General features: G+C 41.5%; 11 protein-coding genes. 6 read left to right on the top strand and 5 right to left on the bottom strand.

Annotation, left to right across the window (positions count from 1 at the left end):
• Window positions 1–9: 9 nt before the first annotated feature.
• Entirely contained in the window at window positions 10–396 is a 387-nt protein-coding gene (locus FMM05_RS08080; RefSeq protein ID WP_143372835.1) for an acyl-CoA thioesterase, read from the top strand.
• On the opposite strand, the gene FMM05_RS08075 is transcribed toward FMM05_RS08080, so the two are convergent.
• Both FMM05_RS08075 and FMM05_RS08070 read right to left on the bottom strand, forming a co-directional pair.
• Window positions 386–1,087 carry a response regulator transcription factor gene (locus FMM05_RS08075; protein WP_143372834.1) on the bottom strand — a complete coding sequence of 234 codons (702 nt, stop codon included), beginning with the start codon at window positions 1,085–1,087 and terminating at the stop codon, window positions 386–388. The two genes, FMM05_RS08080 and FMM05_RS08075, sit on opposite strands and share 11 nt — an antisense overlap.
• Entirely contained in the window at window positions 1,084–2,430 is a 1,347-nt protein-coding gene (locus tag FMM05_RS08070) for a sensor histidine kinase (RefSeq protein ID WP_143372833.1), read from the bottom strand. Before FMM05_RS08070 ends, FMM05_RS08075 begins: the two co-directional genes overlap by 4 nt.
• A gap of 146 nt (window positions 2,431–2,576) precedes the next feature.
• Here FMM05_RS08070 and FMM05_RS08065 point away from each other — a divergent pair, with 146 nt between their 5' ends.
• On the top strand, window positions 2,577–4,973 hold the full coding sequence (locus tag FMM05_RS08065) for an outer membrane beta-barrel family protein (protein WP_143372832.1): 2,397 nt from the start codon (window positions 2,577–2,579) through the stop codon (window positions 4,971–4,973).
• Between the two features lie 92 nt (window positions 4,974–5,065).
• Here FMM05_RS08065 and FMM05_RS08060 read toward each other — a convergent pair whose 3' ends face one another.
• The 3 genes from FMM05_RS08060 to FMM05_RS08050 form a co-directional block, all read right to left on the bottom strand.
• On the bottom strand, window positions 5,066–7,306 hold the full coding sequence (locus tag FMM05_RS08060; RefSeq protein ID WP_143372831.1) for a TonB-dependent receptor: 2,241 nt from the start codon (window positions 7,304–7,306) through the stop codon (window positions 5,066–5,068).
• Window positions 7,307–7,385: 79 nt separating this feature from the next.
• Window positions 7,386–7,958 (bottom strand): NAD(P)H-dependent oxidoreductase, encoded by a 573-nt coding sequence (locus FMM05_RS08055; RefSeq protein WP_143372830.1) that lies wholly within the window; start codon window positions 7,956–7,958, stop codon window positions 7,386–7,388.
• Between the two features lie 69 nt (window positions 7,959–8,027).
• A complete protein-coding gene (locus tag FMM05_RS08050; protein WP_143372829.1) occupies window positions 8,028–8,849 on the bottom strand; it encodes a helix-turn-helix domain-containing protein in 822 nt (273 codons plus the stop codon).
• A gap of 123 nt (window positions 8,850–8,972) precedes the next feature.
• Between FMM05_RS08050 and FMM05_RS08045 the strand changes: the two genes are divergently transcribed.
• The 4 genes from FMM05_RS08045 (at window position 8,973) to FMM05_RS08035 (ending at window position 11,892) form a co-directional block, all read left to right on the top strand.
• Window positions 8,973–9,818, top strand: a complete 846-nt coding sequence (locus FMM05_RS08045; protein ID WP_143372828.1) for an AraC family transcriptional regulator — start codon at window positions 8,973–8,975, stop codon at window positions 9,816–9,818.
• 93 nt (window positions 9,819–9,911) lie between these two features.
• Entirely contained in the window at window positions 9,912–10,118 is a 207-nt protein-coding gene (locus FMM05_RS08040) for a hypothetical protein (protein WP_143372827.1), read from the top strand.
• 65 nt (window positions 10,119–10,183) lie between these two features.
• A complete protein-coding gene (locus FMM05_RS20965; RefSeq protein WP_185965532.1) occupies window positions 10,184–10,360 on the top strand; it encodes a hypothetical protein in 177 nt (58 codons plus the stop codon).
• Window positions 10,361–10,818: 458 nt separating this feature from the next.
• Complete coding sequence (locus FMM05_RS08035; RefSeq protein WP_143372826.1) at window positions 10,819–11,892, top strand: efflux RND transporter periplasmic adaptor subunit; 1,074 nt, start codon at window positions 10,819–10,821, stop codon at window positions 11,890–11,892.
• Window position 11,893 lies beyond the last annotated feature (1 nt).

Here is an 11,893-nt window from a genome sequence, read left to right as displayed (position 1 = left end):
AACTATAAAATGACAATAGAAGAAAAAATACAAGCCGCCGAAACTCACATTTTTAAGGCGGTTTTTCCTAATACTACAAATCATTACGATACACTTTTTGGGGGTGCAGCCATGCACCTTATGGATGAGGTGGCCTTTATAACAGCCACCCGTTTTAGCCGCCAGCGCGTAGTTACCGTGAGCAGCGACCGTATCGACTTTAAAAAGCCGATACCCGCCGGTACCTTTGCTGAGTTTATTGGTAAGGTGGGCCATATAGGCAATACAAGTATGCAGGTGCATGTAGAGATCTTTGTAGAAGATATGTATTCCCTAAAAAGGGAAAAGGCCATTACTGGTAACTTTACCTTTGTAGCCATTAATGAAAATAAAGAGCCGGTGCCTATTAATAAGTAGATTGCTGCGTTACATTAAATTCTAATCCAAGGCCCCGGTATCCAGTAATGGTAATACCGGGGTCTTCGTTAAAATACTTTCGCAAACGGCTTATAAAAACATCCATACTGCGGCCCGAGAAAAAATCGTCGCTGCCCCAAATTTGTCCCAGTATGTCTTCGCGTTTAAGCAGGCGGTTGCGGTTAGTGTTAAGGTAGCTTATTAAGTGGGCTTCCCTTTCGGTAAGGCGGTGCAGGGTGGTGTTATGGCTAAGGGTATAATTAGCGTTGTTAAATGTGTATTTGCCAATAGTGGTTTCTACTTGAGGAGAAGCAACAGCAGCAGATCGCTGCGTACGCTTTAATATGTTATTAATGCGCAGTATCAGTTCATCAGCTTCAAAAGGCTTAACCACGTAATCGTCGGCGCCAAGCTTAAGCCCTTTTATCTTATCTTCTTTTAAACTCTTAGCGGTTAAAAAAACAATGGGTGTTTCAGGATGTTCTGCAATGATGGTTTCGGCAAGGGTAAAGCCATCCATTTTAGGCATCATTACATCAAATACGCAAATGTCAGGCTTAGCATAAGAGAACATCTCCAAAGCTTCGGCACCATCTTTAGCCCAGGTTACTTTAAAGCCGCTAATTTCCAGGTATTGTTTTAAGATACTGGCATAATCAAAATCGTCTTCGGCTAATAAAATGTGTTTCATGGCTGTGGAAATGATAGGGTAAACATACTGCCCCGGCCTTCGGTAGATGCAACGGAAACCGTACCGTTATAAGCTTTCGCGATCTGGCTTACATAGTACAGCCCAAGCCCAAGCCCTTTAGTGGTGTGAATGTTGCCTTTTTCTATACGATAAAATTTATCAAAAATAACTGTTTTTTCTTTTTGAGGGATGCCAATACCATCATCACTAACCGAAAGCAATGTGGTTTTTTCCTCACTCTTTAGTTTGATTTTAATGTTTTTTCCACCATATTTTGCAGCATTATCCAGCAAGTTAAGCAACACTGTGGTCAGGTGATGCCTGTCCATAAAAATTGTGGACCCTGATTCTGCCGGGCATTCAATAACCACACCTTGGTGCGATAATTTAAAATCATAAACGATCTCATTGATGTCGGCGCAGCCTAAGGGTTCGGCGTAAGCTGTTCTAATTTCACCGTCCATAAGTGATGCATCGGTAACCTGTTTAAAAAGTTTTTGCATACGGATATTTTGCCTGCCAATAATAGAAAGGCTGTTGCCAAATTGCTCCGGCGTAAGTTCATGCTCTTTGTGTTGTAATGTTTTCACTGCAATATCCATAGCTGCGATAGGCGTTTGGAACTCGTGGGTAATGTTGTTAATGAAATCGGTTTTAATATCTGCTATTTTCTTTTGACTGATAAGGTTTTTGATGCTCAGGTAAAACAACAAAACAACAAAAGCTAATAAGGCAAAGGTAAAAATCAGCATGCCTGTCATTTTAAGGGCTATCTGTTTTTGCCAGTTGGCTATGCTGTACGTGCGCCTGGTAATAACTTCAAATTTATGGCTGGTATCATCAGGGCTTATTATTGGCGTAGCGCCGTGCCAGTTAGATTGCGATGCCGGTATCTCTTTGGCATTATCAGTGTTATTGCCGTACAGTAATATTTTTTCTGCAAAAACGGTGTCGTTTACATAGTTGTCAGTAGCCACAATGGTGCTTATATAGTTGTTGTAGCTCACATCGTAATCTTCAAAAAAATGTTCTCTGATTATAAATTTCGACATTTCTTTAGAAAGTTCCTTAGATGTTTCCAGTACACGTTTTTTATATTCGGCCTTAGTAGATTTTCCCCTGTAGTACTCGCCTAAAAAATCAGCAGTGTTTTTCATCCATACCTCGTTAAGTTCGCTAAGCTTTCCGGTGGTTTCCAGTTCCAGCAATTGCTGCCTTATGGCATGGTCGGCCTCCTTTACATAAAGGCTGTAGGTGTTGTGTATAAAATAGCCCTGAATGCAGGCAAGCGCCGCTACAGATAGTATGCATCCGGTAATTAAGAGGGTTATTTTGCGCTTCATGATAAATAATGCTATACAAAACTAACATATTAGCCTGTAGGTTTACAAAAAATTATAGTCATTAACCGTCCGTTAACCCAGCATTAACCGTGTAATTGAATGCACTTGCCGAGATTTGCACCAATCATCAAATCAAATCAATCATCATGGGTTCACCATCAATCAAAATTATTGTACTGTTGCTATTTTTCAGCCTGCCGGGGCTGGCGCAAAATGCGGCGGTAACGGGCAACGTAAAAGATAGCGGTAACAATGCTGTGTCTTTTGCCGATGCCGTGCTATTACAGGTACAGGACAGCACCGTTTACAAAGCAGCTTTTACCGACGAGGCCGGGCGTTTTACCATTACTGATGTTGCCCCAGGCAATTATATTTTGAAAATAAGCACTCTGGGTTTTGCAAACCATCTTTCAAGGGTATCGATTGAAGAGGATATGCTGATACCCGATATTATTTTAAAGGAAAACGCTAAACAGCTTAACGATGTGGTCATCAACTCTAAAAGGCCGGTGGTAAAGCGCAAAGTAGACCGCCTGGAATTTGACGTAGAAAACTCAATACTCTCATCTGACAACGCCTGGGAAATATTGCGTAAAACACCGGGTGTAACTATGGCTGGCGGGGGGCTCTCCATACGCGGGAGCAGCGGTATACTGGTTACCATAAACGACAGGAAGGTATACTTAACCGGAACCGAACTGAAGAATTTACTGGAAAACACCAATGGCGACGATATTAAATCTATCGAGGTAATAACCACGCCGCCTGCAAAATATGAAGCGCAGGGCAGTGCTGTACTGAATATTAAAATGAAAAAGAATGGTACTCAGGGCTATAAGGCATCGGTGTCCGGTGCCTATGTGCAAACCATGTATCCTAAAGGGGTAGTTAGTACCAACCATTATTACAAGGACAATAAATTTTCTGTTTACGGGGGCTATATGTTTGGTACCGGGCATTATTATGGAGAAAATGATAGTGAAGTGCGCTACTCTGGTGCAGATGGGCAAACACGATCGGTATGGAAGAGCACTGAAAACGTGCATTACAGGGCTACATCGCAAAACAGTTATAACCTTACTGCCGAATATCAGCTTGATACCTTAAACACGGTTAACGTGGGTGTAAATGGTTTTTTTAGCCTAAAGAGCACAGCTAATATTAACAGCAATACAGCTATTTACGGGGCGGGCGGGCAGCTTGATTCGCTTTACAACACACACAACCGAAGGGTGTATCCGCAAAAGAACAATACCATAAACGGCTCTTTTGAGCATAAATTCTCAGCTAAGGATAAAATAAGTTTTTCATCAGATTATACACGCCATAACTTTAACCAAGACCAGGCAGTAGCGGCTGAATTTTCGTTACCGGGCCTGGAATCCTACCGAACTAACAATATTATCAGCGGCGATACGAGGCGTATTGGGCTGTTTTCTGCCCAGGCTGATTTTACCGGAGAAACCAGCGGCTACAACATAGAGGCCGGGTTGCGCTACGGCACGGTTAATGCCAAAAACGATTTTAGCTACTTTAACGATGCCCAACAGGACATTGCCATGGATAACCGCTTTTTGTATGATGAATCGGTTATTGCGGGTTATTTAGGAGCCGATAAAGAGTTTGGTAAATGGAGCCTTAAGGCAGGCCTGCGAGGCGAGAACACCCATCTTAAAGGTAATTCGGTTACCACTGCTGAGGTTAACAGGCAGGACTATTTTAAGCTGTTTCCAACACTGTACGCCATGTATAAAGCGAATGATAATAACCAAATTGGAGTATCGTATGGCAAACGTATTATCCGTCCGCAATATGCTGCGCTAAACCCCTTTAGGCTGTATGCCAACCCATACAGTTACAGCACCGGCGACCCCAGATTGCAGCCTGCTATATCGCATAATTTTAGCTTGTTGTATACCCTTAAAAACAAATATAATTTTGATGTGTATTACAATTATGAGAAAAGCCCAGCTATGGAAATTACCTACCAGGATTATGCCACCAATACGCTGGTTACCCAATACACCAATATTAAAGATAACAAGTCGTTGGGGCTTAGCTTTAATACCAGTATAGATGTGTTTGCCTGGTGGCAACAGGGATGGCAGGCCGACACGGGTTATCTTGAAAATACTTTTCAGGGACCGGATGGTGGGTTGTACACTAATAAGAAGTGGAATGCCAGCGGAAGCATAAACAACCGCTTTAACCTGAGCAAAAAGAAAGACCTGCTGGCTGAGGCAAACTTTTTCTACCAGTCACCCACGGTGCAGGGCACAAATAATTACAGCGCCATATCCGACTTGTCGCTTAGCTTAAAGAAATTCTTTTGGGAAGGAAAGGGGGAACTGGCTGTTATATTCTCTGATGTTTACAGGGGGCAAAAGCAAAGCCTTTCTACACGATATGCCAACCAGTACAGCTATTCCAACAATTATAATGATACCCAAAGTTTCCGCCTGCAATTTAAGTACCGGTTTGGTAACCAAAAGCTGGAAGGCAAAACCGCCAAGCAGGATAGCGAAGAAAAATCGCGCTTGTAGTGATGTTTAGACACGAATTACACTAATAATATTAAGATGGGAAACTCTATATAAATTTGTGTAATTCGTGCAATTTGTGGCTAAATAAATTTTTAAAAGAAACTGTAACGCGCGCCTAAAAACATACGCCTGCCTTGTAGCGAGCCATAATTATAGGTAGTATCAAACGTGTAGCCGTTAGGGTTGGTAATTGGGTTGTCTACATCTTTATTAAAAGGGTCGAACGGACGGATAAGTGAATATTTCGGTACAAAATCGAATACGTTCTTAACGCCGCCATAAAGCTCTAAACCATAATCAAATTTTTTGGTAAACTGCACATTGGCAATGGTAAACCACGGCGAATATTCCGGCCTGTAATCGTTTGGTAAAATGGGCAGGCGCATGGGGCCGTACCAGTTGCCGGTAACATCTACACTATAGTTGTTGGGCAGGGTATAGGTAGCAATAAAGTTACCACTCCATTTAGGGGCATGCAGTTGTTGTACCTTAGATGTCCCACCGCCATCAAGTGCCTCTTTTTGAAAAACATCCATGTATGATATCCCGGCCATTACTTTTAGCGGGAAGTTAAACTGCAAATCGGTATTAACCGAAACTCCCTGCGATATAGCATGCCCGTTAAGGTTATCGTAGATAATTTTTGTAGGGTCGGTGTCAAAATCTCCCACAATTTTATTGGTAAAGTAGGAGTAAAAGCCGGTAGCATCAAGGCCTAATACAGCAAAGCTTAACGGCACCTTAAGCACATAGTTAAGGTTACCATTGTAAGTGCGTTCCGGGTTTAAGGCTTCGGCAATAACAACTTCGCGGGCACCGGTAAGGGCGGCGTGGTCTTCGGTAAACAGGTTAACCACCCTAAAACCCGTACCAAAACTTGCCCTGAAGGTATTATGCACATTAGGGCTAAACTTGTAGGCGACACGGGGCGAATGCACCCCACCGTGGTTCTTGTCATAATCAAAACGGTAGCCGCCCAAAAGCTTGTGTTTGCTGTTTAGCGCCCATTCATCTTGTATAAACAAGCCCGGCAGCGGCGTGTTTTGCGGGCTGTTGCTGCCATCTAAGCGCGCAGTGGCAGGCGTGTTATCGTCATACTTGGTGTAGCGCATGGCGGCACCCAGCAAAAATGTGTGGTTTTCGCCAAACTGCTTGTCCCAATACGTTTGTATAAAGCCCACCTGCTGCGTAGCCATGTAAGGCGTATCGCCATAATAGGAGTTCTGGTCGTGCCAGTTGTATGAGAACTGCGTAAATATCCTTTCAGTTGTAGGCAGTTGGTACAAACCAATAAGCTCGGCACGGCGGGTGTAAATGCTCTCGCCATAAATGCTGTCGGAGCCGCGCCATTGCTTGGTCCAGTTCATCTCTCCACCCCAGCGGTCTTCATACACATAACGGCCTGCAATGCTAAACAGGCGGTTTTCTTTACGGTCGAAATTCCATTTATTAAAAATCGAAATGCGGTTTTGCTGGGTAACATCGGTAAAGTTGTCGTTGTTCTTGTCGGCCCTTACGTTGTAATTAAAGTAGTTAACGCCTAATAACGATGTGGCTGTACCAGCCTTTATCTTAACCGCAGCATCAAGGCTTTGCTCGCCCCAACTGGTAAAAAAGTAATCGGCGCTTATCATAGGTGCCTTGTAAGGTGTTTTTGTAATTACATTGATGATACCCCCCATAGCCTCCGACCCATACAGCGACGATGCCGGGCCTTTTACCACCTCTATGCGCTCTACAATACTGTTGGGTATGCCGCTTAGTCCGTATACTGTAGATAGCGAACTTACTATGGGCATGCCATCTATCAAGATCATGGTATACGGGCCCTCCATACCATTTATATGGATGTCGCCGGTGTTACACACAGCGCAGTTAAGTTGTGGCTGCACACCATTTATCATGCCCACGGCTTCAAAAAGGCTTGCCGTAGGATTCTTCTTAAATAATTTTGGCGTGATGATCTCTACCGGTATCGGGCTCTCAGATCGGCTTACCTCTTTCATGGTTCCTGTAATAACCACTTCGTCTAAGTCTTTATTGTCTTCCAAAAGTGAAATATCAAGCACTTGAGATGCACTATTGAGTGTAATTTTCCTTCGGTTATTTTTATAGCCAACACTGCTGAAAATAATTTCATAATTGCCATACGGTAACTCTTTAAACGAATAGTTACCATCAGCGTCGGCAACCGTACTTGTGCCAAGAGGTGTAATAATTACATTAACTGCCGGTATAGGGTCGCGGCCATCGGTAATTTTTCCGGAGATGCTGCCCGTTTGGCAAAATCCAAAAGAACTAAAAAACAATAATATAAGTACGTGTATTTTCATTAGGTTATTTTACTTTTTATAATTGCAAAACTATAAATTTAGATTAACCTAAAATAATATTTTATGTAAACTTTAAAAATTATTTTATGATTCTAATAATTTCTTCCTGCCATGCTGAAATTTTCTCAGCAGTGGCGCGGTCTGCGCCGTCAAAAAACAGGTGGGCAACAATCTCAAATCCGCAATAGGTAAAGATACCGGTATGCGAAGTTTGTATTAAAGCTTCACCAAGGCCATTAGCTTTGTATTCTGCATGTGTTTTACCATGGGTGTTGATTATAATCGCCTTTTTGCCCTTTAGTAAGCCCTCCTGTACGCCTTTATCATAGCTATACGCAAACCCATAAGAGAATACACGGTCTATATAACCTTTCATAATTGCAGGCAGGCCTGTCCACCAAATGGGGTAGATAAAAACAAGGCAGTCAGCCCAACGTATGTGTTGCTGTTCTTTAGTTACATCGGGTGCTACGGTCCCGGCACGCTGCCCTGCCATGTCATCTAAAGATAATACCGGGTTAAAACCAATAGCGTTAAGGTCGCGCACCATAACATTATGTCCGGCAAGTGTGAGTGTATTTACAACTGTTTCCTTTAAAGTATGGTTAAGGCTTGCGGGGTTGGGATGGGCATAAATAACTAAGTAGTTCATTGTTTGTAGTTTAATATTATACTACAAACTTACTTTGATGCAATCTCTAAAAATTGGAAGAAAACGAAATCAGCTCAGGGCAGGCGGGTTGCAAAACTCCTGTTGCAGCCTTATGTAATTTAGGGGAGAAAGTCCAATGTAGTATTTAAAGTCGGCAATTAGATGGCTTTGGTCGTAATAGCCAAAGGCTTCAATAACATCAAACCAATTAACTTTATCGCCTTTAGGCAGATGCAGGGCAGGGCTTGATAATACTTTTTGAAAACGCGCAAACCGTGTCAGTTCTTTAGCGCTGTAACCCAATTGCTTTTTGTATTGCAGCTGGATACTCCTTTCGCTCAGTCCGCTTTTTTGGGCAATAACCTTAATGGGATTAAAATAATCATCCTCCGGGGCATCATCAAACAGGCCTGTGCTATCGGCAATAAAAGCTTTGGCGTAGTTAAGGAGATAGTTTATTTTAGCTTCGGGTTCAGCAAATGATTTTAACTGGCCGTGCAGCAGGCTAAAGCATTTGGAATCGATAAGTTTATCAGGATGCATAAATAAATGGCCTGCAGGCATGGCGGTACCAAAAAAGCGGTAAAAGGCATCATCTTTAAAATTGGCAACTAACAACACACTACCGGGCGACATGCTGTATTGCACTACCCTTTTTAGCGGAGAAGTAACTGCTACATCGGTTATCACGTGCTCTGTTTCGCCTACAATTTGCATGGGGCTGCCAAAGTTAAAAACTAACAGGGGCTTAAAATCGGGCAGTAAAATTTTAGTGATGTCAGTTTTGCCTGTATTTTCACCATAATAAAAATGAGTAAAAACGGTATCCCACTCGGCAGGTACTGTAAAGCGATTGCCTATGTAGTCTGATTTATGAGTGTTTTTATCCAAAATTTATAAAAATTAAAGGCGTGTTCTCCAAATTTAGCAAATATTAAATTTGATAGCTAATTAATTTTATAAAATACCTGTAATTAGTTATTTTTACAACTAAGTATATGCCCGTAACCATTGATGAACAAAGGAAATTTTATAACCATTACCCCAAAGGACGAACTTGTAGCTAAGCACATTGACTACTATTATTTTCACACTTCTGATGATCCCGGTTTTTCGAGCAAGTTTACATTTTACCCTAATTACAAGCACGCACTTACCCTCTACAAAAATTCTCACGTACGCTTTACCGATGAAGGCAGTGTAGTGCGGCCGTTACCGGGTAATGAATGCCAGATATTTTATTCCATCAATACCCACCAAAGCTTTAAAGTAGATATAGAAGGTTGTTTTTATAAAATAGGTGTAGTGTTTAACCCATTGGGTATAAATCATTTTATAAACAAACCATTGTGCGATGTGTTTGTGCCATCGTTTTCTGAGTTCTCTTACTTTGGCGATGCTCTTAAAATAGCTGTTGATACTATTTTTGACCTGACCGATCCTGAGCAAAAGGCCATCCTCCTTGATGAATTCTTTCGCAATGCCTATACCGGTTTTGATGAGCCTGTCATGAAAAAAGCTTTGCAGGAAATACTTAACAGCAATGGTGCCGTGAGGGTAGAAGAACTATCAGACCTTACCGGTGTAAACCGTAAAACCCTGCTGCGCCTGTTTAAAAAGCACTTGTGCGCATCGGTAGAGGAGTATAAAAAGCTGGTAATGTTTCGCAATGCGCTTAATTATTCGCAACAGGCGGGCGATGATGCCACACTGACCGATGTGGCGCTGTACAGCCTTTACTACGACCAGGCGCATTATATAAAGCACTTTAAAGCCGTAACGCACGAGTCGCCTAAGGCATTGCTCTCTAAGCTTACGCACCTGGGTACACAGGAAACGTATTGGAGTTTTGAGGACTGAACTGTCCCAATTTTACAATTTTTAGTAATGTAGTATCATTAAATTTGAACTATAAACAATCAGGGATTACAACACACATAAAATTTCATTATCATGGCAAAGAATTTCTTCGGTTTAGGTTTAGCAATGCTTTTTGTACTTCTCGGTATCCATTTGTTTACTACTACCGCTAATGATCCTTCGCTAGAATATCCAACACTTGTAAAAGGTTTGGGGATTTTTTTAATAGCTTTTTTCGGTTTAGGGTTTTTAGCCGGACTTAAAGTTGTCTTTTTTGGCCCGTGGAAGAAAAAAGCATAAGCGCTATCCTCACATCTAAAGTTGTTACTTTAAAATTATATAGTTAACCAATAATTATTTTACTAATGAAACCTTACTTAAAATTTATAATTCTTTTTGCCACCTGTATTTTTGCAATGTTGCTTATAGGCTTTGCAGTGCAGTATTTTTTCCACATTAAAATATATGTGCCGCTTGTAATAGGCTGTATGTTCCCGTTGCTAATGTCGTGGAAAAAGATAAACAATACACCCGCTAAATAACAGCGCCATGACAAAGATTATCGTCCTTATCATAGAAAGCATAGTGCACCTGTTGTGCTAACCGGAATATTTAATAATTGATATGTAGATAATAAGAAAGTCGGCAATTGCCGGCTTTTTGCTTTTATATAAAAAACAAAAGCCCCCTCAGTATGGAGAAAGGGAGCTTTTGATAATATAAAACACACAACTAAATTTTTTGTACGGTATCTTGGGGGGTTATCAGTACGATGTAAAACTATACATACTACACCTTAAAAAAAATACCCATTAGTGGGTATTTTTAAGGTTTTTTCGGGGTATTTTCTCAAACGGTTTAGTAAAACAGGTATTGACCAATTCAATTCGTCATTCACAATGTAATTTGTAGGTAAATACTCTATAAGAAATTGTTAAACGTTCTTAGGTGGAATCATTTTATTTTAGCTTTGCCTTTCCATTACACTTACTATTTTAAAATGAAGGTTAAATATATTGTTTACACACTTATAATTGTTGGTATAGGTGCGCTTGTTTATTACCGAATATCTGAAAATAAAAAGCAGAAAGCCGAACAATCGGGCCGCGGTGGGGGAGGCAAAAAACCGCCAATGGCAGTAAATGCCGTTGTGGTTAACCCACAGGAATTCTCTAATATTTTATCGCTATCCGGATCTATAGATGCAAACGAGCAGGTACAAATAACCAGTGAAGTATCGGGCATTGCCGAAAAAATTTATTTTGAAGAAGGTAAAACCGTAAGCCAGGGCCAAGTACTGCTAAAAATAAACGATATAGAACTTCGTGCCCAGGCAGGGCAAACTAAAACAAGGCAAAACTTAGCATCAGAAAATGAGCGTAGGGCAAGGCTGCTCCTTCAAAAAGAAGCTATAAGCCAGGAAGAATATGATATTGCCAGCGCTGATTTTAAAACCGCACAGGCGCAAACCCAACTGTTAAACGCACAAATAGCCAAGACCTCTATAAGGGCGCCGTTCAGTGGTACCATAGGCTTGCGCAACATATCGCCGGGTACATATGTTACCCCTCAAACACTTATTACTACATTAGTAAACAGCAGCAAAGTTAAAATTACTTTCTCGGTTCCGGAAAAGTACGCCTCGCAAATAAAAGTAAACTCTAAAGTTACCTTTACAATAGCAGGTAATGCTACTAAATATGCCGCTACCATTTATGCTTTAGAGCCTGCCGTGGAGGTAGCCACCAGGACACTGCGTATACGTGCCATTGCAGATAACCCTAAGGGTAAATTTATACCGGGCACCTTTGCCAATGTAGACCTGCCTCTTGATAAAACTGCTAACGCTTACGTAATACCTACCGAGGCTATTGTACCAGTACAGGAAGGCAAAAAGGTTTTTGTATCGCGCAACGGCAAGGCTAAAGAGGTAAAGGTTACTACAGGTACCCGTACCGATAAAGATATTGTGGTGCTGGAAGGCCTTAAAGCCGGAGACACCGTACTTACCACCGGGGTGCTTACCCTTAAAGATGATACCGACGTAAAGGTAACTGTAACACCCGTAAAATAAC

The sequence above is a fragment of the Flavobacterium zepuense genome (genome assembly GCF_007097145.1).
In the GTDB taxonomy this organism is placed as follows: domain Bacteria; phylum Bacteroidota; class Bacteroidia; order Flavobacteriales; family Flavobacteriaceae; genus Flavobacterium; species Flavobacterium zepuense.
This window is presented reverse-complemented; position numbering and strand designations above follow the sequence as displayed.